Here is a 23,986-nt window from a genome sequence, read left to right as displayed (position 1 = left end):
CAAGCGCGGGGGTGCCTGTGTTCTCAGGCGCGCGGGCGGCGGCGGCCCCGGCGGCGTTCGGGCGCCGCGCTGCGCGCATCCGCCCCGGTGCCATCTCCGGCCGAGGAAAATGCCCCAAGCGCGGCGGTGATCTGCTCCAGTGTCGGGCGCGGCCCGCGGGGCCGCGTCTCCAGCGCCTCGCGCATGGCGGCAAGATGCTCCGGCATCGTTCCGCAGCACCCGCCAATGATCGTGGCGCCGCAATCGCGCGCCATCACCGCGTAATCGGCCATGAGCGCCGGGGTGCCGTCATAGTGGATATGCCCGTCCTCGTATTTCGGAATCCCGGCGTTGCCCTTCGCGATCAGCGGCCGCTCCGTGCCCTGCGCGGCAAAGCCCAGAACCGTGCGCAGCAAATCCGCCGCCCCGGTGCCGCAATTGGCGCCGAAGGCGATCGGCGGGTTCGGCAGGCCTTCGACAAGCTGCACCATATCGGCGGATGTCACGCCCATCATCGTGCGTCCGGCGGTGTCGAAGCTCATCGTCCCGCACCACGGCATATCCGCCAGCGCAAAGGCTTCGGCCGCCGCGCGGTATTCCTCGGGCGCCGAGATGGTCTCCAGCCAGAGGATATCGACCCCGCCCTCCTTCAGGCCCTCGGCCTGTTCGTGAAAGATCTCCACCGCTTCGGCGTGGCTGAGTGTTCCGACCGGCTGCATGATGTCGCCGGTGGGGCCGACCGACCCTGCCACCACGACCGGACGGCCCGCCGCGTCGGCCACCTCGCGGCCAAGCTCCGCCGCCGCGCGGTTAAGCTCCCGCACCCGGCCCTGCGCCTCGTGCAGCTTGAGCCGGGAGGCATTGCCGCCGAAGGAATTGGTCAGGAAAAGATCGCTGCCCGCCGCGACCGCATCGCCGTACAGCTTGCGGATCTTGTCGGGCTGATCGAGATTCCAGAACTCCGGCGCATCGCCCGACATAAGCCCCATGTTGAACAGGTTGGTGCCGGTGGCACCATCGGCCAGGATCCAGTCACGGGTGTCCAGAAGACGGCTCAGCGCGTTGGTCATGAAGGGCGCTCCTCTCAGAGGTGGGATAAGCGGCGGGGACCGAGTGAACACCCTCTGCCATGCCGGCGCGCGCACCGCAAAGTCACTCTGTTGATGGTCAATATGAGATCGCGGCCCGAGTTTGCAATGCAAAACGCCCGAACCAACGGTCCGGGCGCCGTTGTCTCGCGCCGCCTCGCGCCTAGACTTCCTTGAGAAGCTGGTCCTTGGCGATCTTGAGAAGCTCGGCCATCTTGGCGCGAATCTCCTCGGCGCTCACGCGTCCGTCCAGATCGCCCGCGACCTTGCGCACCACGTCCTCGTGACCGGCCTCCTCGAAATCGGCGATCACCACCGATTTGGCGTATTCATTGGCCTCCTCGCCCGTCTTGCCGAGGATCTCCGCGGCCCACAGCCCCAGAAGCTTGTTGCAGCGGGCCTGCGCCCGGAACTTCATCTCTTCGTCATGGGCGAACTTGTTCTCGAAGGCTTTCTCGCGGTCATCGAAGGTGTTCATCTGTCCAGGTATCCCTTGCAGGCGTTTCAGGTTGGTCCAGATATGCCCGGATGGGGGCCGTGCTGCAAGAGGGCAGGCGTGCTTGCGACAAAGCCGCCCATGGATTAAGAGAACGCCATTGACGGGGACTCAGCCCTGCATTGATGAAAGAGACCCCGATGGCGCGTCGCAACAAGATTTACGAAGGCAAGGCGAAAATTCTCTATGAAGGACCGGAGCCCGGCACTCTTGTCCAGTATTTCAAGGATGACGCCACCGCCTTCAACGCGGAAAAACGCGATGTGATCGACGGCAAGGGCGCGCTCAACAACCGCCTGTCCGAATATTTCATGACCGGGCTGAACAATGTCGGCGTGCCGACGCATTTTCTCAAGCGGCTCAACATGCGTGAGCAGCTTGTGCGGGCCTGCGAGATCATCCCGCTGGAAGTGATCGTGCGCAACTATGCCGCCGGATCGCTGTCAACGCGGCTCGGCATCGAAGAGGGCACGCAGCTTCCCCGCCCGATCGTGGAATACTGCTACAAGGACGACAAGCTCGGCGATCCGCTGGTGACAGAGGAGCATATCGCCGCCTTCGGCTGGGCCAGCCAGCAGGACATGGACGACATCCTGAGCCTCGCGCTGCGGGTCAACGATTTCATGTCGGGGGTCATGTTCGGCGTCGGTATCCGGCTCGTCGATTTCAAGATCGAGGTGGGCCGCGTTTATGACGGCGATTTTCAGCGCCTTGTCGTGGCCGATGAAATCAGCCCCGACAGTTGTCGCCTGTGGGATCTGGAAACCGGACGCAAGCTCGACAAGGACGTGTTCCGCCGCGATCTTGGCAACCTGACCGATGCCTACGCAGAGGTGGCGCGGCGACTCGGCGTGATGCCCAAGGGCACGACGCCGATGTCGAAACCGACACTGATCAACTGATCCCGCACCGGCCTTCGGGCGCGGGACGGGGAACGAACGGGGCGGCACCGCCGTCATGATGACCGGAGCGGAGAGAACGGACATGAAGGCACGGGTCTATGTGATGCTGAAAAGCGGGGTACTCGACCCGCAGGGCGAGGCGGTGCGCCACGCGCTCGCCACGCTTGGCTTTGATGGCGTCGAAGGGGTGCGTCAGGGCAAGGTGATAGAGCTTGAACTGACTGAAACCGATGCAACAAGGGCTGAGGCGAGTGTCACCGAGATGTGCGAAAAGCTGCTCGCCAATACCGTGATCGAAAGCTACCGGGTGGAGATCGCCCAATGAGAGCGGCGGTCATCGTCTTTCCCGGCTCCAACTGCGACCGCGATCTGAAGGTCGCCTTCGAGCGGGCGGGCTTCAGCGTGGATATGGTCTGGCACAAGGACACGTCCATGCCGGACGGGATCGACATCGTGGGGGTGCCGGGCGGATTTTCCTTCGGCGACTACCTGCGCTGTGGCGCCATCGCGGCCAACTCCCCGATCTGCCGCGCGGTGATCGACCATGCCAGCCGCGGCGGCTATGTCCTGGGAATCTGCAACGGTTTTCAGGTTTTGACCGAAACCGGAATTCTGCCCGGCGCGCTGCGCCGCAACGCGGGTCTGAAATACATCTGCCGCACTGTCGGTCTGAAGGTGGAGACGGCCGACAGCGCCTTCACCTCCGGCTATCAGGCCGGGCAGGAGATCATGATCCCGATTGCCCATCACGATGGCAACTATTTCGCGGACGAAGGCACGCTCGCGCGGCTGCGCGATGCGGATCGCATCGCCTTTTCCTATCTCGACAATCCCAATGGCTCCGTGGCCGACATCGCCGGCGTTCTGTCGGACAATCGCCGGGTGCTCGGCATGATGCCGCATCCAGAGCGCGCGGCAGACGCGGGACATGGCGGCAGCGACGGGGCGGCAATGTTCCGCGCGTTGGCGAGTCAGTTTGCAATGGCGTGACTTGAGCATGCCGCGGCGGCGGCGTAGTCTCTTGCCATGAAAGAGGTGGTCCCCCAGAACCCGACTCCCGCGAGGCCGGGCACGATAAGCTGGCGTGTGCGTGCCGTGCTGGCGGTGTTGTGCGTTCTGGCGGGTATCACTGTCTGGATCACCAATAGCTATCTTACGGACCGTTTCACCGAAACCACGCGCAACCGTGCGGAACTTCGCCTGACGCTCTATTCCGGAAACCTTCAGGCAGAGTTGAGCCGAAACGCCATCGTGCCGCAGCTTCTGGCGAAAGACCCGGCGCTCATCGGAGCATTGAACTCTGAGGATTTCTCGCAATCCACCGCCCGGCTCATTTCCTTTGTCGAAGAGATCGGCGCCGCGTCGCTCATGCTGCTCGATTCCGATGGGCGCACCGTGGCCGCGACCGATCGCAACCGGCTCGGCTCCGATCACCTTCAGGACGCCTTCTATGTTGACGCCATGCGTGCCAGCAGCACTGTTTTTTCGGCTATTCCGACCGAAGGCACCGGCTATCGCTTTTTCTATTCCCGCCGGATCGAGGCGCAGGGTGACACCATCGGCGTGATCGCGGTGGAGGTGGATCTGCAAAAATTCGAACGCGCCTGGGCGGGGATTTCCGACGCGGTTTATGTCACCAACAGCGACGGGATCATCATCCTCGCCACAGAGCCGCGCTGGCGCGGCCTGACCGAGGATGAGGCGCTCGCGCGGCAGCCCGCCCAGGGCGCGATCGAACGTGCGATACAGGCCACCGCCGACTGGACTGCACTGCCCGCCGACGCCTATATCCGCGGCGAGGCGGTGATGCGGATGGGCGCGCGCATCCCCTTTCGCGGATGGGGCATTACCTCCTTTACCACCTATGCCAGCGTGCGCGAACGGGTGAACAGCGTTCTGGCGCTCGAAATCATGGGGTTCGCGATTCTCTTTGCGCTCACCTTCTATTTTTCAAGCCGCAAGAACGCCCTGCGCATGGCGTTGTTTCAGCGGGAATCGGCAAGCCTGCGCGTCTTGAACCAGCGCCTTCAGCGGGAAATTGCCGAGCGGGAGCGCATGCAACACAGCCTTGCGGTGGTCGAGCAGTCCCTCGCCCAAAGCTCCAAGCTGGCCGCGCTGGGTGAAATGTCCGCCGCTGTCAGCCATGAGCTGAACCAGCCGCTGGCGGCGATGAAAACCTATCTTGCCGGCGCGCGCCTGCTGCTGCGCCGCAACCGCCCCGAAGAGGCGCTGTCGAGCTTTCAGCGCATCGACGATCTGATCGAGCGGATGGGGGCGATCACCCGGCAGCTCAAATCCTACGCCCGCAAGGGCGGGGAGGAGTTCCACCCCGTTGACATGGGCGAAGCGCTGGCCTCCGCGCTGTCGATGATGGAGCCGCAATTGCGTCAGCGCAAGGTTCGCATCAGTCGTATCCTGCCCGACCATCCCGTGCGGGTGATGGGCGACCGGGTGCGCATCGAACAGGTGATGGTCAACCTGCTGCGCAACGCGGTGGATGCCACGAAATCAGTGCGTGAACCCGAGATCGAGGTGATCCTTGCGGCGGGCGAGACCGCGACGCTGTCGGTGCGCGACAACGGGCCGGGCATCGACAATCTCGATGCCCTGTTCGAACCGTTCTACACCACCAAGCAGCCGGGTGAAGGCGTGGGACTCGGGCTTGCCATTTCTTCGGGAATCGTGAACGACCTTGGCGGGCGGCTGACCGCGCGAAACGGTCAGGACGGCGGGGCTGTATTCGAGATGCAGTTGCCTATCTTGAGTGACGAGATCGAGGCGGCGGAATAGGAATTGGAACGCAGATGGCTCAGGCAATGAAAATCGCGATCATCGACGACGAACAGGATATGCGTCAGTCAATCAGCCAGTGGCTCGCCCTCTCGGGGTATGACACCGAGACCTTCGCCAGCGCAGAGGATGCGCTCAAGGCCCTGGGCCCGGATTATCCCGGCATTGTCATTTCCGACATCAAGATGCCCGGCATGGACGGGATACAGTTCCTCAGAAAACTCATGGGCAGCGATTCCGCGCTGCCGGTGATCATGATCACCGGCCACGGCGACGTCCCGATTGCGGTGGAGGCGATGCGCATCGGGGCCTTTGATTTTCTTGAGAAACCCTTCAACCCCGACCGGATGAGCCAGCTTGCCAAGAAGGCCGCCAACGCCCGCCGCCTGACCCTCGACAACCGCGCGTTGCGGCGCGAATTGTCTGATGGCGGGCAACTCATGAAGAAACTGATCGGCGCCAGCCCGGCGATGCAGCGCCTGCGCGAGGATATCCTCGATCTCGGACAGGCCGACGGCCATGTGCTCATCGACGGGGAAACCGGCACGGGCAAGACGCTGGTGGCCCATGCCCTGCATGCGGTCGGAAGCCGCGCGGGACGGAAATTCGTGTTGGTAAGCTGTTCGGCATGGGAAGAAGAGGCGCTTTCCAAGCGGCTTTTCGGACCGATGCAACCCGAAGACAGCCAGCTTCCCGCCATCGAGGAGGCGCGCGGCGGCACGCTTGTCCTGGAGGGGGTCGAGGCTCTGAGCGATACGCTCCAGGCGCGGCTTCTCAGCGTGATCAACGAACAGGGCACCCCCGCCGAAACCCGCATCATCGCAATCTGCAACCTTCAGGAACAGGACCGCACCTGCGAGGACGCGCTGCGCCCCGATCTGTATTACCGTCTGGCCGCGCTGCGCATCACCGTGCCGCCGTTGCGCCAGCGCGGAGAGGATATTCTGACCCTCTTCACCCGCATGTCAGAGCAATTCGCCGAAGAATATGGCTGCGACGCCCCCAAGGTCAGCGCGCAGGAAGCCGCGCAACTTCTTCAGGCGCCCTGGCCGGGCAACGTGCGCCAACTCATCAATCTGGCCGAACGCGCGGTGCTGCAATCGCGCAGGGGCGAGGGGACCATCGCCTCTCTGCTGATGTCCGATCACGACGAGATGCAGCCCGTGATGACCACCGACGGCAAACCGCTTAAGGAATATGTGGAAGCGTTCGAACGTATGCTCATCGACAACACGATGCGCCGCCACCGTGGCTCCATCGCTGCCGTGATGGAGGAGCTTTGCCTGCCGCGCCGCACCCTGAACGAGAAGATGGCCAAATACGGCCTGCAACGCTCCGATTATATCTGAACGTTCCGCTCGCGCGATGGTTGCATATTTCCACCGCGCCATTTCTTGGGTTTTGCCCATTGTAATTGCCCGCGCGCTGGCCTTATGTTGAGAAAGACGGAGTCCGGTGGATTTGAACCGGTCCGCAAGAGTTTCGCCGACCCTGACCGCACGGGGCCTTAAACCCCGCGGTCGCCCGGTCGGACCGATTAGGCCTTACTTGAAAATGAGGCCGGAAAGTCGCCCGGATCGCGCAAGCGGCGGGCATGCAACAGGCGCGGTGCTCCCGCAAGGGGCCGAGCGTCGGAGAAGAACCGCGATGAAGCGCGCGCAAAACATGAGTGTCAGAGCAGAGGCCGCAAGCGGCCCTGTCTGCCGCGCGCCATCATTCGCCCTGACAAGACACCCCGACGCGACACTCGCGCCCCCCGGGCGCGGGTGTCGTACGGGTGCAAACGGACAAAATGGCAAAGAAAATGCTCATAGACGCCACGCACGCGGAAGAAACCCGCGTTGTTGTGGTGGATGGAAACAAAGTCGAGGAATTTGATTTTGAATCCGAAAACAAGCGCCAGCTTGCTGGCAATATCTATCTCGCAAAGGTAACGCGGGTCGAACCGTCGCTTCAGGCGGCCTTCGTCGATTACGGCGGCAACCGGCACGGGTTTCTCGCGTTTTCCGAGATTCATCCCGACTACTATCAGATCCCCGTCGCCGACCGCGAGGCGCTGATGGAGGAAGAGCGCGCTCTGGCCGAGGCCCAGAAAGAGCGCGACGAGGAAGAGGACAACCCCAAACCGGCCCGCGCCCGCCGCAGCCGTGCGCGAAAGCCCAAGCAGGCCAAGCCCGAAACCGATGACGCACCGAAAGGGGCGGCACCGGAAGCGGAGTCGAATGACGCACCGGAAGACTCAGCCCCGCAAAGCGGTCAGATTTCCGGCATGGAAACGATCGACCTCGACACCTCGCAAGACACGGACGCCGAAACCTCGGCGCTGGTCGAGGACAAGTCCAAGCCCCAATCCGCGAATCCCGATGCCCCGGACGACACATCCGGGCAAGAGCCTTCCGCGGACGACGATGGCGACGATTCCGATACATCCGGCAGCTCCGGTGGCAAGACGATGGCCGCAAACGCCGATCACGGCGATGCGCTCGCCACCCGCGATCCCGGCACCGGCGAAGAAACCGAGGATAACGGCACGGACGGCGATGACGACAATGGCAATCGCCGTGGCAGCCGGCGCCGTTCCGACGCCGCGTCCAAGGATGACACCATTGAATCGGTGGCCGATGATGACGATACCGACGACATCCGCCCGCCGCGCAAGGCCCGCCCGCGCCGCTACAAGATCCAGGAGGTGATCAAGGTCCGCCAGATCATGCTGGTGCAGGTGGTCAAAGAGGAACGCGGCAACAAGGGCGCGGCGCTGACCACCTACCTTTCGCTCGCGGGCCGCTACTGCGTGCTCATGCCCAACACCGCCCGTGGCGGCGGCATCAGCCGCAAGATCACCAATGCCGTGGACCGCAAGAAACTCAAGGCCATCGCCTCGGAGATCGACGTGCCCAAGGGCGCGGGGCTCATCGTGCGCACCGCCGGGGCCAACCGCACCAAGGCCGAGATCAAGCGCGACTATGAATACCTACAACGGCTCTGGGAACAGATCCGCGAGCTGACGCTGCAATCCATCGCGCCGGCCAAGATCTACGAAGAGGGCGACCTGATCAAACGCTCGATCCGCGACCTCTACAGCCGCGACATCGACGAGGTTCTGGTGGAGGGCGACCGCGGCTACCGCATCGCCAAGGACTTCATGAAGATGATCATGCCGTCCCATGCCAAGAACGTGAAGAAATACGAGGGCTCGCTCCCGCTCTTCGCGCGTTTTCAGGTCGAAAGCTACCTGTCGTCGATGTTCAACCCCACGGTGCAGCTCAGGTCAGGTGGCTATATCGTCATCGGCGTGACAGAGGCGCTCGTGGCCATCGACGTGAACTCCGGTCGCGCCACCAAGGAAGGCTCGATCGAGGAGACGGCGACCAAGACCAATCTGGAGGCCGCCGAAGAGGTGGCCCGCCAACTGCGCCTGCGTGACCTTGCGGGCCTCATCGTGATCGACTTCATCGACATGGATGAACGCAAGAACAACGCCGCCGTGGAGAAGATGCTCAAGGACAAGCTGAAAACGGATCGCGCCCGCATCCAGATGGGCCGCATCTCGGGCTTCGGCTTGCTGGAGATGTCGCGCCAGCGTTTGCGCCCCGGCATGATCGAGGCCACGACACAGCCCTGTCCGCATTGTCACGGCACCGGGTTGATCCGTTCCGACGACAATCTTGCGCTTTCGATCCTGCGCGAGATCGAGGAAGAGGGCACCCGCCGCCGCTCGCGCGAAGTGCTGGTCAAGGCACCTATCGGGATTGCCAACTACCTCATGAACCACAAGCGCGAACATGTGGCGATGATCGAGGCGCGCTATGGCCTGTCGGTGCGCATCGAGGGGGATCCCATGCTGATCTCCCCCGACTTCAGCCTTGAGAAATTCAAGACCGCCACCCGCACCGTGCCCGAGGTCGTGCCGGTGGTGTCCGCCGATGCCGCCCTGATGGGACAGATCGACGACGACGACAACATCGTCGAAGAGGCGGATGTCGTGACCGAACCCCGGCCAGAGCCGGAGCCGGAGCAGCCGCAGGCCGAGAGCGACGACAAGCCCAGGAAAAAGCGTCGCCGCCGTCGCCGCAGCAAGAAGAAAACCGGCAACGGGGATCAGGCCGACGGCAACGGGACTGACAACAGCAGCGACAGCACCGCTCAGAGCGGCGAGGCAGCATCGCCCGATACCCCGGATCAAAGCGGCAGCGACGCCCCAACGCCGGAGCCTTCGGCACAAAAGGCGGTCGCGGTTGACAGCGATGCCGACACGGCGCCCGAGGAGGCCGGCGAGGCCGCGGAGCCCGCGCCGAAAAAGCGCCGCACCCGCACCCGCAGGAAGCCCGCAAAGGCCGACACCGCACCGCAGGAGGTCGCAGCGCCCACGCCCGAGGCGACCGGGGCAGACACGGCCGCACCGGCAAAGCCGGAGCCCGCCCCCGACACGACGCCGGCCACCGCCGCGCATGAGGCGGAAACGGCACCTGCCGAAGCGGCCCGGACGGTGGAACAGCCGGAACAGACCCCGGCGGACTCCGCGCCGTCCCCGGCCGAACCGGAACAACCGGAGCAGAAGGCCCCAACCGCGCCGGACGAACCGGCCGAGGCAGAGGCAGAGCCGGAAAGTGCCACGAACGACAGCGACACAACAGCTGACTCAAAGGGCGAGGTGCTGGAAAAACCGGCCGCTGAAAAGAAGAAGAAGCCCGCCAGCAAACGTCGCGGCTGGTGGTCGCTGGGAAGCTGATCCACGTCGTTATGTCCTGACATGCGCAGCGCCGCCCGGGGAGATTTCCGGGTGGCGTTTTGCGACAGGAGCGAGGAGATTTTCGCGGTCCGTTGTGTGATCCACTGGTTCGGATGATGGCGTTCTGACCGCATCTTGCAACGCGCGCTGCCTTCATCATGTCCAAAACGCGGTGGGCCTGAAAACCGGCACCGACGCGATACCGACGTAATACCGACGTTTTACCGAAAGGCGATTTTTAGCGAAATCAGTGCGTTAACCCTGATTCGCACATTTCTCGACGATAAACACCAGAATCGCCCCATCCTCGCGCGTTTCCACAAGCCTGTGACCGGCCTCGGCGCAGAAATGCGGCACGTCCACCACGGCCGCCGGATCGTCCGCCAGAAGCCGCAGCCGCGCGCCCTCCGGCAGGGCCTTGAGACGCTTGCGCAGCTTCAGGACGGGTAGGGGGCAAAGCAGCCCGATCGCATCGAGTTCCTGTTCCATGACAATCCCTTAGCTTTCATGTTTCAACCTGTCCACAAGGTTGTGACAATCGGCCCCGTGACGCCGGGCCTGCTTTGGCATATGCCGGTGTCATGTTCGGAATCGACATCATCGACGCGGGGCTGATCCCCGCCATGATCGCGGCGCTTTTCGCCGGCCTCATCTCATTTCTGAGCCCCTGCGTCCTGCCCATCGTGCCGCCCTATCTGGCGTATATGAGCGGCGTGTCCGTCACCGACCTGAGCGAGGACCGAAGCCACCGAAGCCGCGCCCTCTTGCCGGCGCTGTTCTTCGTTCTGGGCCTGTCCACGGTCTTTCTTCTGCTTGGCTTCACGGCCTCCGCCATCGGCACGCTGTTCCTGCAATATCAAAGCTGGTTCAATGCGTTAGCCGGGATTCTGGTGATGTTTTTCGGGGCGCATTTCATCGGGATCTATCGCATCGGGTTCCTTGACCGCGAAGCGCGGCTTGAGGCCGGAGATCGGGGCGGCACCTCCTTCGGGGCCTATATCATGGGCCTCGCCTTCGCCTTCGGCTGGACCCCCTGCATCGGCCCGCAACTCGGTGCGATCCTGTCGCTCGCCGCCTCCGAGGCGTCGGTGAGCCGGGGCACCTTCCTGCTGGCGATCTATGCCGGGGGGCTTGGCATTCCCTTCCTGCTCGTGGCGGCCTACCTGCCGCGACTGGGCGGGCTCATGGGCTGGATGAAGCGGCACATGGACCGGATCGAACGGATCATGGGCCTGCTTTTGTGGACCATCGGCCTGCTGATGCTCACGGGGGGCTTTTCGGCCTTTTCCTACTGGCTTCTGGAGACATTCCCGGCGCTCGCGCTTCTGGGCTGATCGGGGTCAGATCCGGGCCGCGCATTCCCCTTACTCTTGCCGCAAAACCCCGTTACCCTGCCTGAAAAGAGGGCAGGCATGGGCAGAGCAGAGAACAGGATCGTGCGCCGGCGCCGGGTGTTCTACATCCCCGGCTATGATCCGATTCATCCCCGCCGCTATCGCGAGCTTTACCGCAAGGAATCCGCCGCGCAGTCGGCCATTTCCGGCTATGACATTGCGCTTCGCCCCAAGCAGACCGAGGGCCCCTATGGCTGGCATGTCACGGGCCGGATCGACGGTGCGGACGTGACCGTTGATGTGGAGGTTCTGGTCTGGTCCGACATCGTGCGCGACAGCATGGAGCAGGGCATTCTCGCCACCTACCGGCAGCTTGCCATCACCGCCTGGACCTATATCGCCTCCGGTGCGCTCTGGCGGCTCATGCGGCTTCGCAAGGGGCCGGTGATCGCCGCGCTCTACCCGGTGGTTTTCCTTCTCGTTCAACTGGTTCTGGCGCTTCTGGTGGCATGGGGGCTGGGCCGTCTTCTGACGCTCGCGCTACCCGGCTGGACGGCGGTTCTTGGCCTCGCCGTGGTGCCTTTCATCCTGAACTGGTTCCGGCGAATGGACAGCCGGTTTTTCGCCTATTACCTGATGCATGACTACGCCTATTCCGCCGCCTCCAACGGTGCCAACCCGCCCGAGCTCGAGGTGCGGATGCGCCGGTTCGCCGATACTATCGCAGAAGCGCTCAGCACCGATGCGGACGAGGTTCTGGTGGTCGGCCACAGCTCCGGCGCGCATCTGGCGGTGTCCGTGCTGGCCGACCTGATCCGCGCGGGGCGGGTGCCTGTGGACGGCCCGGCCCTTGGGTTCCTGTCGCTGGGGCAGGTGGTGCCGATGGTGTCCTTCCTGCCGGAGGCTCACCGCCTGCGCGCCGATCTGCGCTTCCTGTCGGAGCGCGACGAACTTGCATGGGTGGACGTGACCGCCCCGGGCGACGGCTGCGCCTTCGCGCTCTGCGATCCGGTCGCGGTCAGCGGAATGGCCACGCCCGCAAAACGCTGGCCGCTTGTGATCTCGGCAGCCTTTACCAAGACGCTCAGCCCTGCGCGCTGGAGGGAATTGCGCTGGCGGTTTTTCCGGCTGCATTTCCAATATCTTTGCGCCTTCGACCGCCCCGGCGATTACGACTATTTCCAGATCACCGCGGGCCCGAGAACACTGGCGGACCGCTACGCGGGGCGCCCGGCCTCGAAATCGCGGATCGAGGTGCCGGTCAACAAGTTCACCGGGGTGGCCGCATGATCCCGCCCAAGCCAACCTCCCGCCCCAATCGGGTTTCGCTCTGGCGGTATGCGCGGCTCTTCCGGCAGGACATCCTCTCGGCGCAGCCCGCACGGCTTTACCGGGCATGGATGGCCGAATTCCGCACGCCGTTTTTCCGCTCCTACCTGCTCAATCAGCCCGATCTGGTGAAAACCGTGCTCAAGGACCGGCCCGACGATTTCCCCAAGTCCGGCCGGGTGAGCGAGGGGCTCCGCCCGCTTCTGGGCAACTCCGTGTTCCTGACCAACGGTGCGGTCTGGAAACAGCAGCGTCGCATCATCGACCCGGCGTTCGAGGGGGGGCGCCTGCGCGACACCTTTCCCGCGATGTGGGCGGCGGCAGAGGCGGCGGTGGTCCGGCTGAAGGGGCGCACGGGCCACCCCATCGAGATCGAGGCCGAAACCAGCCACGTCGCCGCCGATGTGATCTTTCGCACCCTTTTCTCAATTCCCATCGAACACGAGGTCGCGGCGCAGGTCTTCTCGCAGTTCCGCGACTATCAGCGCAGCCAGCCGATCCTCAATGTTGCCGCATTCATTCCGCTGCCACGTTTCCTGCCGCGCCTCCACCGCCGCCGCACACGCCAGACCGCACAATCCATCCGGGCCCTCATCACCCGCCTGACCACGGATCGGATGGCGGCGATCCGCGATGGCACCGCACCTGACGATCTGGCCACCAAGATCATGACAACGGCGGACCCGCAGACGGGCGAGACCTTCAGCACCGAGGAGATGGTCGATCAGGTCGCGATCTTCTTTCTGGCCGGACATGAAACAAGCGCCTCCGCGCTGGCCTGGACGCTGTATCTCTTGGCGATTTTCCCCGACTGGCAGGATCGGGTGGCGGAAGAGGCCGCCGCTCTCGAGTCCTGCGATTTCAGTGTCATGTCGCGCTTGCGCACAAGCCGTGATGTCTTTCGCGAGGCGCTGCGCCTCTATCCTCCGGTGCCGATGATGGTGCGGCAGGCCACCTGTTCGGAACGCTTCCGCGACCGCACGATCCGCCCCGGCTCCCAGATGGTGCTGTCACCCTGGCACCTGCATCGCCACAGCCGCCTGTGGGACCGGCCAGACGACTTCGATCCGGGGCGATGGACCACCGACAACGGCAAGGCCTGCCTGCGCGACGCCTATATACCGTTTTCCGCGGGGCCGAGGGTCTGTACGGGGGCGGGTTTTGCGATGGTGGAGGGGCCGCTGATCCTGTCCATGCTGCTGCGGCATTTCCGCGTCTCCGCAGTGCCCGGGCAGGAGCCGGTGCCGGTGGCGCATCTCACCGTGCGCTCGCGGGACGGGATCTGGCTCCGTCTCGATCCGCGCTAGCTATCAGAACCAGCCCTGAACGGTGCGTGCCCCGCCAGAGATGTCGTGCCCCACACCCTCGATCGTGGCGCACCCGGCGAGCAGTGCAACGAGCCCTGCCAACATGAGTGTCTTCATTCTTCCGTCTCCTCATACCACCATGTCGCGGGCATCCATTCCGCCCCGTCGCCATAGATCGGCACGGTATCGGGATACTTCAGCTCCTTGACATGCGCAATCCGCCCCACGGCATAGGTCCAGATCGGGATCACATAACGCCCCGCCGTGAGCACCCGGTCAAGCGCACGGGCCGCCGAGAGGAAATCCTCGCGGCTTTCCGAGGCCAGAAGCGCGTCAATCACCTCGTCCACAGCCTTTGAGCGCACCCCCATCAGGTTGCGGCTGCCCTCCTGCGTGGCGGCCTCCGAACCCCAGTAGAGCCGCTGCTCATTGCCGGGGCTGAGCGACAGGGAGCGGCGGAAGTCCGTCATGTCGAAATCGAACGCGTTGATCCGCCGGGTGTATTGCGCGTTGTCCACCGTGGTTTGCCGCACGTCGATGCCCAGCCGTTCCAGCGCTTGGCTGTAAATGTCCGCGATGGCCTGCGTCTGCTGATCGGCCTGACGCAGGAGAATCTCGAACCGCATCGGCGTTCCGGCCTCATTGGCCAGCCGCCCCTCCTGCACGGTCCAGCCCGCGTCTGCCAGAAGGCGCAGCGCCTTGCGCAGATTGCCACGGTTGCGGGAGGTGCCATCGCTTTGCGGCAGTGTATACCCCTCCAGCGTTCCGGGCGGCAATGCCTCGGCATAAGGCGTCAGCAACTCCGCCACCCGTCCCTCGGCCGGACCGGGGCGCATGGCCAGAATGGAATTAGAGAAATACGAGGTGATCCGCGGCTGACGTCCTCCCGTGAGCGTGTCGTTTACGAATTCGAAATTAAACGCGTGTAGAAGGGCATCACGCACCCGAATATCGTCAAAGGGCGCGCGCCGGGTATTCATCACCAACCCGGTCATTCCCGACGGTTTCTGATGCGGGATTTCGGATTTGACGATGTCGCCTTCGCGGACACGACGGAAATCATACCGATTGGCCCAAGCTTCGGCGTTGAACTCGCGGATGTAGGACAGATCACCAGCCTTGAAGGCCTCGAATAGAACATCGCCATCGCCGAAGAATTCGATGCGGATTTCGTCAAGGTTATGCGTGCCTCGGCGAAATGGCAGATCGCGGCCCCAGTAGTCGGGATCGCGGTGCAGGGTGACATGGCGCCCCGGTTCGAAATCCGCGATCACATAGGGGGCGGTGGTGATCGGCACATCCTCCAACGTGGACTGGCTGAAATCCTTGCCCGCCCATTGCGTCTTCTTGAGAATGGGGCGCATACCGGCCAGCATGGCAAGCTCGCGGTCCGGTGTCTCGAAGGTCAACCTGACCTTGCGTTCGCCCGTCTGTTCGATCCGCTCCACCCTGGACCAGAACCCATGATAGCGTGGGTGACCCTCGGTGCCCAGAACGTCGTAGGACCAGATCACATCCTCCACCGTCACCGGGCTGCCATCGGAGAATCGCGCCTCGGGGCGAAGGGTGAATTCCACCCATTCGCGCTCTGGTCCGGTCTCGACCGATTCGGCCAGAAGTCCGTAGAGCGTGAACGGTTCATCCCAGTTTCGTCCCATGAGCGATTCGGCGGCAAGAAATCGCAACTGCCACGGGGCGGTGCCTTTCAGGATGAATGGGTTGAGCGAATCGTACCCCCCCGTGTTGCCCGTGACGACCCGCCCCCCCTTGGGGGCCTGCGGGTTGGCATAGGGCAGAGACACAAAATCCGGTGGCAGGGCGGGGTCCCCATACATAGCTATGCCATGTGAAGGATCCGCGAGCCCTTTCACAGGCAGCAAAACTAGTGTGATGATGGCGCCAATCCGGCACCATCGGGGAAAATTCAACGGGCGCATTCTGGCAACAATCCTGCTCTTGTCATTGTTCATTGGCGGTCAGGCTACCCCCGGAATCGTGAGTTTTCAAACTTTTACCTTGGACTCCGGACGCTGGATTGCTTATACAGGAGTCACTGCTCGATAGGTTTCTTGCCTGTATGAAACCTGCCTCAATAACTTAACGCCCGCCTTGTGCGGGCGTTTTTTTTGTGCGCCTCATGGCTGCCTTTTCCCCCGTTCCCCCTTATTTTGCTGATGCAGCATGCTATGGTGCGGGCAACTCAAACCAAGGGGCAACTCAATGACGCTTTCGGGAAAAACGGCCATCATCACCGGGTCCAATTCGGGAATCGGTCTGGGAATCGCGCGGGAACTGGCGCGGGCAGGGGCCGATGTCGCGCTCAACTCCTTCACGGACAGCGAGGAGGACCACGCGCTGGCCGATGGCATCGCCAAGGAATTCGGGGTGTCGGCGCGCTACATTCAGGCCGACATGTCGAAAGGCGAACAGTGCCGCAAGCTCATTGCCAAGGCGGGCATCTGCGATATCCTCATCAACAACGCTGGGATTCAGCATGTCGCGCCGATCGAGGAATTCCCGGTGGACAAATGGGACGCCATCATCGCGATTAACATGAGCTCCGCCTTTCACACCACGGCGGCCGCCTTGCCGGGGATGCGGGCACGCGGATGGGGTCGGGTGATCAACATCGCCTCGGCGCACGGGCTGACGGCCTCTCCCTACAAATCGGCCTATGTCGCGGCAAAGCATGGCATTGTGGGCATGACGAAGACGGTGGCCCTTGAAACCGCCGAGGAGGCGATCACCGCCAACGCGATCTGCCCGGGCTACGTTCTGACCCCGCTGGTCGAGGCGCAGATTCCCGACACCATGAAGGAATACGATATGACCCGCGAAGAGGTCATCAAGAACGTGATGCTGACGCGGCAACCCTCGAGGGAATTCGCCACGGTGGAGCAGATTGGCGGCACGGCGACGTTCCTGTGCTCTGATGCCGCGGCGCAGATCACCGGAACGACGATCAGCATTGATGGCGGCTGGACCGCGCTCTGAGGCGTTGGCCAGGCGAGAGAGGACGGGCCCGTCCGTGGCGCCCCTCTCTGGCCTTTTGATCCTGCACGGCATACCTGACAGGGAAAGAGTCGGGGAAGACACGCATGAGACAATGGCATACCGCATCCGAGGATGAACTGGCCCGGGCAGAACAGCGTTCGGGATGGCGGACGGTGCGCCGGGTCTCGCCCTACCTCTGGCCCGAGGGGCAGACATGGGTGAAGCGGCGCGTGATCCTCGCGCTTGCGATGCTGGTCGCGGCCAAGTTTATCGCCGTCGGCGTGCCAATGATCTACAAGATGGCCGTGGACGATCTGTCGGGGGAGGGCGCATCGGATCTGATGCTTGGCGCGGTCGGTCTGACGGTGGCCTATGGCATGGCGCGGCTGATGTCGGTCGGGTTTCAGCAACTGCGCGATGCGATCTTTGCGCGGGTCGCACAGCGGGCGCTGCGGCGACTGGCGCTGGAGACCTTCCAGCATATCCACCGGCTTTCCATGCGCTATCACATCACCCGCAAGACCGGCGGATTGAGCCGCGTGATCGAACGCGGGGTGAAAGGGGTGGAGTTCCTTCTGCGCTTTCTTCTGTTTTCCATCGGACCGCTCGTTCTTGAACTTGTGCTGATTGCCGGGGTGCTCTTCTTCCTCTTTGACGTGTGGTATCTGGCGGTGGTGACAGGCACGATCGCGGCCTACATCTGGTTTACCTTCAAGGTGACGGAATGGCGGGTGAAGCTGCGCCGCCAAATGAACGATCAGGACACCGACGCCAACCAGAAGGCCATCGACAGCCTGCTCAATTTCGAGACGGTCAAGTATTTCGGCGCCGAGGCCCGCGAGGCGGCGCGCTATGACGCCTCCATGGAAGGCTATGAAACAGCGGCACTCAAGACCTCGTATTCGCTGGCCTTTCTCAACACCGGGCAGTCGTTTCTGATCACCTCCGGTCTTGTGGGGGTGATGGTTCTGGCCGCGCTGGGGGTGCAGTCGGGCGCGCTCACGGTGGGGGATTTCGTCATGGTGAATGCCTACATGATCCAGATCACCATGCCCCTCAACTTCCTCGGCACGGTCTACCGCGAAATCCGGCAGAGCCTCGTGGACATGGGCGAGATGTTCGACCTGCTGGAGCAACCCGCCGAAGTGTCCGACAAACCCGGCGCGCATGATCTGGTGGTATCCGAAGGGCGGGTCGAGCTGGACAATGTGGAATTCGGCTATGATCCCGAACGCCCGATCCTTCAGGGGGTGAGCCTTGTGGTCGAAGGGGGGCAGACCGTGGCGATTGTCGGTCCCTCGGGATCGGGCAAATCGACCATCGGGCGGCTCCTGTTCCGGTTCTACGATGTGGGCGGCGGTGCGCTTCGGATTGACGGGCAGGATATACGCGATGTCACCCAGACAAGCCTGCACGACGCCATCGGCGTGGTGCCGCAGGATACGGTCCTGTTCAACGATTCCATCCGCTACAACATTGCCTATGGTCGCGACGGGGCGAGCGAAGAAGAGATCGAAGCCGCAGCGCAGGCGGCCCAGATCCATGATTTCATCATCTCACTGCCTCAGGGATATGACACGATGGTGGGCGAACGGGGCCTGAAACTTTCCGGTGGGGAAAAACAACGCGTGGGCATTGCCCGCACCCTTCTGAAGAATCCGCCGATCCTTCTGCTCGACGAGGCGACAAGCGCGCTGGATACAGAGACCGAACAGGAGATCAAGGTGGCGCTGAACCGTGCCGCCGAGGGGCGTACGGTGCTCACCATCGCGCATCGCCTGTCCACGATCGCCGAGGCGGACCGGATCATCGTTCTGGAACACGGGCAGATCGTCGAGGAAGGCACCCATACCGATCTGCTGGCGCGGCGGGGTCGCTATAGCCAACTCTGGGCACGGCAGCAGGCCGAAGAAGAGGAGGCGGCCTGAGGGGACCGCCGCCACCACAGGTGCGGCGCTATTCGGCCGCGCGCAGTCTCGCGCCCGCGAGAGTGGATGTGCCGTTCGCTTTCTTCTCGGTCTCATCGACCCACAGAATTTCGGGATGCCGGACCTTCTTGGCCGCGCGGCGCAGCGCCCAGTCACGGGCGGCACGGCTGGACCGGCCCATCGAGAGCCGCGCCAGAAGCATGGCAAGCCACATCGCATAGCGTCCTGCCCAGACCCGAAGCGCCAGCATCGACGGAGTGAACACCAGCGTCAGCATCGTGGCAACGCCAAGCCCGAACACCACGGCCGTGGCGAGTTGCTTCCACCACAGGGAGGTGGGGCTGTCGATGGAATACCCGCCGCCGATGAAATCGAGGCTGAGACCGAACATCATCGGCGCAAGCCCCGCCATCGTCGTGATCGTGGTCAGAAGTACCGGGCGAATACGGTCCTGCGCGGTGCGCACGATGGCCTCGATCCGGGGCATGTAGCGGCTGTATTCCTGATAGGTGTCGATCAGCACGATGTTGTTGTTCACCACGATGCCCGCCAGCGCGACAATCCCGGTGCCGGTCATGATGATCGAAAAGGGCTGCTCCATCACCAGCATTCCGATCAGAACCCCGGTGGTGGACAGAACCACCGCGAGAAGAACAAGAACCGAATTGTAGAAGCTGTTGAACTGCGCCAGCAGGATGATGAACATCAGTCCCAACGCCCCGGCGAAAGCTTTCATCAGGAAGGCCTGACTGTCGGCCTGCTCTTCCTGATCGCCGCTCCATTCCCAGTCGATGCCTTGGGGCAGGGGCTCCGTCTCGAGCCATTGGGTCAGGGCCGCGATCCGTTCGTTGGCGTTGACCGGCTGCACGCTGTACCCCTCATCGAGATAGCGCGCCCGCAAATCCTCATCGCCCTGCCACTCGGATGTGGACACGACCACGCGCTCACCACCGTCGGGCGGGATGAGAGCGGTCTGGCCCGAGGACACGTCGGCCTTGATATCGAGATAGCGTTTCTGCCCCACGCGGGTGATCTCCGCGAGGCTTTGCACAGGTTCGCGGGTGATGAAGTTGGACAGCGGCACCAACCCGTCATTTGTGCGCACCTTGAGCGAATCGAGGGTCGAAAGGACCCGGTCCCGTTCCGGAAGCCGCACGCGGATCTCGATCTCCTCGTCGCTGGAATCGACGCGCATTGTATCGAGAAGGATGCCCCGGGTGACAAGCTGCACCATCGCGCCCACGGTGGCCACATCGGCGCCGTAGCGACCCGCCCTCTCAACGTCCACGTCAATTTCCCAGTCAATGCCGGGCAGGGGGCGGGTGTCCTCGACCAGGAAAAGGCCGGGCGTGTCCTCGAACCGCTTTCTGGCCTGTTCGGCGGCAGCCAGCAGGCTCTCCCAGTCGTTGCCCTTGACACGCAGGTGCAGAGGCTTGCCGCTCGACGGTCCGCGATCCGCGCCAAGGATTTCGATCCGGGTGCCCGGGATTTGCCCAAGCGACTCGGTCAGTTCCTCTATGACGCGGTTGCCATCATACGCCGGGTCTTTCACCCTGCGATTCACCACGAAGTCGGTGAAGGGTACGGTGAACCACGGCTCCACCGTGTCGGGACGGTCTTCCCACCGTATCGTCTCAAGCTGGATCTGGCCGATGGTTTCCTTGGGCGGTTGCGCGCCCCCGGTGTTGGCATCAAGCCCGCCTTCTCCCGCAAAGGCAAAGGCGGTCTCGATCCCGGGATGATCCAGGACGATCGCTTCGGCTTCGCGGATGAGCGAATCCTTTTGCTCCAACGACAGGTTCCCGCGCGCGAGGATATAGACGATGGCCTGTTCCGGTTCGCTTTCGACAAAGAAATCCACGCCGCGGTTGTTCTCGGCGAAATACGCGAAAACACTGACAACGACGAAGATGACCGCGCCGATCGACACCAGCGGCATGATGGGATTGGAGGCGATACCACGGATCAGCCAACCGAAGGGTGACAGCCGCCGACCGGCCCGGATGCGCCTGACCCGCCGCTGAATGCGGGCGGCGTCGAGCGTGATCGACCCGGCAAAGGCGCCCGCAATGAACAGGACAATCCCCGGCAGGATCGCGGCCCGGCCCTCGATCGGCGCCTCGCCCCCGAAAAGATACCCGGGGTTAAGGGTCTGCATGGCGCCGAGAAAGATGAGATAGAGAGACGGCGGAACCAGAAGCGCGCGCACCACCCAAGGCAACCGCGCGCGCAGCCCATTGGACGCGCGGTGGAACAGGCGGCTCAACCGGCCGGAGACGCCCCCCATCACGGGCAGATAGATGAGTGCGACCACAAGAGACGCCGACAGCACGAAGATGAGCGTGATGGGAAGCATCCCCATGAATTCACCGGCAACGCCTGGCCAGAACAGCATCGGCAGGAAGGCACAAAGCGTGGTGGCGGTGGAGGAGACGATGGGCCAGAACATCCGCTTGGCTGCCTCCACATAGGCGTGCATCGGTCCGATCCCGTCACGGATACGCTTGTCGGCGTACTCGACCACGACAATGGCCCCGTCCACCAGCATCCCCACCGCGAGGATCAACCCGAACATCACGATGTTGGATATCGTCACATCCATTGCGGCCAGCAGCGCGAAACACAACAGGAAGGAGGTCGGGATAGCAAACCCCACCAGAAGCGCCGCACGACTGCCAAGTGCCGAGAGCACGACGATCATCACCAACGCGATGGCGGTCAGCACCGAGCCTTCCAACTGACTGACCATGGAGCCGACGATGCGGCTCTGATCGTTGGAGGTGCCAACTTCCACGGCCGCGCGGAGTTCCTCGGGCCAATCGGCTTCGGCCTCGGCCACCTCGCGCTTGACCGCATCGGCGGTGTCAATCAGGTTGAAGCCCTTTCGTTTCACCACCTGAAGCGCGACGGTCTTCTGCGCGTTGAAACGCGCCGTGCCTGTGCGATCCTCGAATGTCAGGTTGATCTCGGCCAGATCGCCGAGCGTCACCACGCGATCCCCGTTGGTCTTGACCGGAAGTGCATAGACGTCTCGCGGTTCGTCGAAACTCGACGGAATCTTGACAGCGAACTTCCCTGTCGCGGTCTCGACTTCTCCGGCGGCGATAAGCTGATTGTTGTTCTGCACAACGTTGATCAGCTCCCCCGCGGTGACATTGTAGCTTTCGAGCCGGAGCGGATCGATCACCACTTCGAGCATCTCCTCGCGGTTTCCGGCAATCCCGGCCTCAAGCACCGAGTCCATGGCTTCCAGCCGCTCCTGAAGATCACGCGCGACGCGGAACATCGTGCGTTCGGGAACGGCGCCGGTCAGATTGACGATGATGATCGGAAACTCGGAGAAGTTGATTTCATTGATGGAATATTTCTCGAAACCGTCGGGAAACTTGCTTTCGGCGGTGTTCATGGCCTCGCGCACATCGGCCATGATCTTCGACTTGTCCCATCCGAACTCGAATTCGAGCGCAATCCCGGCGTAGCCCTCGGCGGCTGTGGCGGTCATGGACTTCAGGCCATCGAGATCGGCCAGTTCAGTTTCCATCGGCTTGACCAGAAGCGTTTCGGAATCCGCTGCCGAAATGCCGGGAAAGGGCACCGAAACGAAAAGCGCCGGAATTTCGATATCCGGCTCGCCTTCTTTCGGCAGGTTGAAATAAGAGAACCCGCCCACCGCAATCGAAAGGACGATGAAGGCGATCACCATGCGGGCGCGTGTCGCGGCCCAGTCCACCACCCTGTTCATTTTCCGGGCTCCTGAAAGCGCGGGGCGACGGGCACTCCCTCGGTGACGTAATCCTGCCCGACGACGATCACATCGGCCTCCTCCGGAAGCCCGGTGACCCATGCGCCATCGACCGTGTCTCGCATCAGATCGACGGCGACGAAAGTGGCGCGGCTTTCGCTGTCGACAATGCGCACACCAAGCGTGCCCTCATCATTTAGCGTCAGCGCAGATTGTGGCACCAGATGCGCGTTCTTGCCGTCCGAGGCGATCATGATCTCCGCGGTCTGCCCGTCGCGGATGGCCATGTCGGGATTGGCCACTTCCACCTCGACCCGGAAGGTGCGGGTCTGTGGATCGGCAGAGCGTGACAGAAAGATGACACGCCCACGCACATCCTGTTCGCCCGCCGCGAGTCGGGCACCCGCCATCGCGCCCACATGCACGCGGTTCACTTGCGTTTCCGGCACGAAGCCCACCAGCTTTATCGGATCAAGCTGAATAATCGTCGCGCAATGTGCAGAGCCGCCCTTCGGCTGCATCAGGCTACCAAGTTCCGCGGTGTCGGATTCAAGCAGTCCGGCAAAAGGCGCCCTGATCGTGAGCCGGTCGATGTCGGTTTGCGCCCGTGCCACTGCGGCCTCGGCGGCCTGCTTGTTGGCTTGCAGGCTTTCCATCCCGGCGCGTGCGGCCTTCAGGCTGGCCTGCGCGCTGACAAGCCCCGCCTCGGCGGAGCGCTTGGCGGCATTCGTGTTGGCGACGCGGGTCTGAGATGCAAAGCCACTCTCACTCAGCTTTTGCGCCGCGTTGGCATTGATCCTTGCCTCTTCCAACCGTGCACGTGCTTCTTCCACGCGGGCCTCTGCCTCTGGTATGCGGGCTTCGACCTCTCCCTTTTGGGCCTGCACCTCGGCAAGCCGTGCCTCCGCCTCATCGAGACTGATGCGCCGTGTTCCGGGATCGAGTTTGCAAAGAACATCGCCCTCCTCCACGACGCTACCCTTGCGCAGCGGATCGGAAACGACCTTGCCGGAGGTTTCGGCCATGACGTCCACCTGGCGCAGCGCTTCGGTCTGGCCGCGCAGGATCACGGCGCTGTCGGTGACCTGGGATCGGGATTTCACCGCTATGACACCGACCGCACCTTTGTCGGATGGCACAGCCGTGTCAGGGGCGACGCTCTCGTCCTGAGGCTGCGTCGCAGCACTTTCCGCCGCGCCTCCGCCTGCAAACTCTATAAGCCGATCCCGCTCCACCACGATCATGTAGAGGAACGCGACAACCACGATGGCGGTCAGGACCGGAACAAGTCGCATCTCGGGGTGTCCTTGCGAGGTTTCGAGAGCGCAATTAGTAGCTTTGCGTAAGAATGCATAGGGTGTCAGC

General features: G+C 63.1%; 18 protein-coding genes. 11 read left to right on the top strand and 7 right to left on the bottom strand.

The genetic code is table 11. The annotated features are described in order from the left end of the window. Positions 1–23 precede the first annotated feature (23 nt). Together bmt and BMW66_RS04295 are read right to left on the bottom strand one after the other, a co-directional pair. A complete protein-coding gene (gene bmt / locus BMW66_RS04300) occupies positions 24–1,049 on the bottom strand; it encodes a betaine--homocysteine S-methyltransferase (RefSeq protein ID WP_093115767.1) in 1,026 nt (341 codons plus the stop codon). A 181-nt stretch (positions 1,050–1,230) separates the two neighbouring features. Further along, complete coding sequence (locus tag BMW66_RS04295) at positions 1,231–1,545, bottom strand: DUF1476 domain-containing protein (protein WP_093115765.1); 315 nt, start codon at positions 1,543–1,545, stop codon at positions 1,231–1,233. Positions 1,546–1,703: 158 nt separating this feature from the next. On the opposite strand from BMW66_RS04295, the gene purC reads away from it, so the two are divergent. The 6 genes from purC (at position 1,704) to BMW66_RS04265 (ending at position 9,987) form a co-directional block, all read left to right on the top strand. After that, on the top strand, positions 1,704–2,465 hold the full coding sequence (purC, locus tag BMW66_RS04290) for a phosphoribosylaminoimidazolesuccinocarboxamide synthase (RefSeq protein WP_093115763.1): 762 nt from the start codon (positions 1,704–1,706) through the stop codon (positions 2,463–2,465). Between the two features lie 82 nt (positions 2,466–2,547). After that, positions 2,548–2,790 carry a phosphoribosylformylglycinamidine synthase subunit PurS gene (gene purS / locus BMW66_RS04285; RefSeq protein WP_093115761.1) on the top strand — a complete coding sequence of 81 codons (243 nt, stop codon included), beginning with the start codon at positions 2,548–2,550 and terminating at the stop codon, positions 2,788–2,790. Then, complete coding sequence (purQ, locus tag BMW66_RS04280) at positions 2,787–3,455, top strand: phosphoribosylformylglycinamidine synthase subunit PurQ (RefSeq protein ID WP_093115759.1); 669 nt, start codon at positions 2,787–2,789, stop codon at positions 3,453–3,455. Before purS ends, purQ begins: the two co-directional genes overlap by 4 nt. A gap of 36 nt (positions 3,456–3,491) precedes the next feature. Beyond that, on the top strand, positions 3,492–5,255 hold the full coding sequence (locus BMW66_RS04275) for a sensor histidine kinase (RefSeq protein ID WP_093115757.1): 1,764 nt from the start codon (positions 3,492–3,494) through the stop codon (positions 5,253–5,255). A 14-nt stretch (positions 5,256–5,269) separates the two neighbouring features. Beyond that, entirely contained in the window at positions 5,270–6,604 is a 1,335-nt protein-coding gene (locus BMW66_RS04270) for a sigma-54-dependent transcriptional regulator (RefSeq protein WP_093115755.1), read from the top strand. 443 nt (positions 6,605–7,047) lie between these two features. Next, the gene (locus BMW66_RS04265; RefSeq protein ID WP_093115753.1) at positions 7,048–9,987 is read left to right on the top strand and encodes an Rne/Rng family ribonuclease; all 2,940 of its coding nucleotides are present in this window, start codon (positions 7,048–7,050) and stop codon (positions 9,985–9,987) included. A gap of 255 nt (positions 9,988–10,242) precedes the next feature. On the opposite strand, the gene BMW66_RS04260 is transcribed toward BMW66_RS04265, so the two are convergent. Further along, positions 10,243–10,476: a sulfurtransferase TusA family protein gene (locus BMW66_RS04260; protein WP_093115751.1), complete on the bottom strand. Its 234-nt coding sequence runs from the start codon at positions 10,474–10,476 to the stop codon at positions 10,243–10,245. A 92-nt stretch (positions 10,477–10,568) separates the two neighbouring features. Between BMW66_RS04260 and BMW66_RS04255 the strand changes: the two genes are divergently transcribed. The 3 genes from BMW66_RS04255 (at position 10,569) to BMW66_RS04245 (ending at position 13,957) form a co-directional block, all read left to right on the top strand. Further along, positions 10,569–11,321 carry a cytochrome c biogenesis CcdA family protein gene (locus BMW66_RS04255; RefSeq protein ID WP_093115930.1) on the top strand — a complete coding sequence of 251 codons (753 nt, stop codon included), beginning with the start codon at positions 10,569–10,571 and terminating at the stop codon, positions 11,319–11,321. Between the two features lie 78 nt (positions 11,322–11,399). Further along, entirely contained in the window at positions 11,400–12,611 is a 1,212-nt protein-coding gene (locus tag BMW66_RS04250) for a hypothetical protein (protein ID WP_093115749.1), read from the top strand. After that, the gene (locus tag BMW66_RS04245) at positions 12,608–13,957 is read left to right on the top strand and encodes a cytochrome P450 (RefSeq protein WP_093115748.1); all 1,350 of its coding nucleotides are present in this window, start codon (positions 12,608–12,610) and stop codon (positions 13,955–13,957) included. The genes BMW66_RS04250 and BMW66_RS04245 overlap by 4 nt, the downstream gene beginning before the upstream one ends. Positions 13,958–13,960: 3 nt before the next feature. Here BMW66_RS04245 and BMW66_RS04240 read toward each other — a convergent pair whose 3' ends face one another. Continuing rightward, a complete protein-coding gene (locus BMW66_RS04240; RefSeq protein WP_093115746.1) occupies positions 13,961–14,074 on the bottom strand; it encodes an entericidin EcnA/B family protein in 114 nt (37 codons plus the stop codon). Continuing rightward, positions 14,071–15,894: an extracellular solute-binding protein gene (locus BMW66_RS04235; RefSeq protein ID WP_093115744.1), complete on the bottom strand. Its 1,824-nt coding sequence runs from the start codon at positions 15,892–15,894 to the stop codon at positions 14,071–14,073. Before BMW66_RS04235 ends, BMW66_RS04240 begins: the two co-directional genes overlap by 4 nt. A gap of 283 nt (positions 15,895–16,177) precedes the next feature. Here BMW66_RS04235 and BMW66_RS04230 point away from each other — a divergent pair, with 283 nt between their 5' ends. Together BMW66_RS04230 and BMW66_RS04225 are read left to right on the top strand one after the other, a co-directional pair. Further along, positions 16,178–16,951 (top strand): 3-hydroxybutyrate dehydrogenase, encoded by a 774-nt coding sequence (locus tag BMW66_RS04230; RefSeq protein WP_093115742.1) that lies wholly within the window; start codon positions 16,178–16,180, stop codon positions 16,949–16,951. A gap of 104 nt (positions 16,952–17,055) precedes the next feature. Next, a complete protein-coding gene (locus BMW66_RS04225; RefSeq protein ID WP_093115740.1) occupies positions 17,056–18,879 on the top strand; it encodes an ABCB family ABC transporter ATP-binding protein/permease in 1,824 nt (607 codons plus the stop codon). Between the two features lie 28 nt (positions 18,880–18,907). Here the strand turns inward: BMW66_RS04225 and BMW66_RS04220 are convergent, their stop codons facing one another. Together BMW66_RS04220 and BMW66_RS04215 are read right to left on the bottom strand one after the other, a co-directional pair. Beyond that, positions 18,908–22,621: an efflux RND transporter permease subunit gene (locus BMW66_RS04220; protein ID WP_093115738.1), complete on the bottom strand. Its 3,714-nt coding sequence runs from the start codon at positions 22,619–22,621 to the stop codon at positions 18,908–18,910. Then, positions 22,618–23,916: an efflux RND transporter periplasmic adaptor subunit gene (locus BMW66_RS04215; protein WP_093115736.1), complete on the bottom strand. Its 1,299-nt coding sequence runs from the start codon at positions 23,914–23,916 to the stop codon at positions 22,618–22,620. Before BMW66_RS04215 ends, BMW66_RS04220 begins: the two co-directional genes overlap by 4 nt. Positions 23,917–23,986: the final 70 nt, after the last annotated feature.

It is taken from the genome of Salinihabitans flavidus, from assembly GCF_900110425.1.
GTDB classification, from domain to species: Bacteria; Pseudomonadota; Alphaproteobacteria; order Rhodobacterales; family Rhodobacteraceae; genus Salinihabitans; species Salinihabitans flavidus.
The sequence above is the reverse complement of the archived record's forward strand: the minus strand, read 5'-3'. Positions and strand labels throughout refer to the sequence as shown.